Genomic DNA, 230 nt, shown 5'->3' with positions numbered 1-230 from the left:
TTGTATTTAATGTTATTGAAGCTGATGACAAAAATCTTATTCAAGCTGTTAAAAATTAAGTACTTTAGCAACGTTTATATATCTCAAATAACATAAAAAAATACCATATCATGAGAAAAAATATTGTTGCCGGTAACTGGAAAATGAATAACGATTTATCAAAAACTGAAGCGTTATTAGCAGATTTAGCAAACCAAACTAAAACTTCAAACGCTGAGGTAATTGTAGCG

At 28.3% G+C, this 230-nt stretch carries 1 protein-coding gene; it reads left to right on the top strand.

What is annotated here, in order from left to right:
- Window positions 1–110: 110 nt before the first annotated feature.
- Window positions 111–230, top strand: a 120-nt coding sequence (locus FUA24_RS08010) for a triose-phosphate isomerase (RefSeq protein ID WP_187388220.1), incomplete at its 3' end; no start/stop codon positions are given.

The sequence above is a fragment of the Seonamhaeicola marinus genome (genome assembly GCF_008085455.1).
This window is presented reverse-complemented; position numbering and strand designations above follow the sequence as displayed.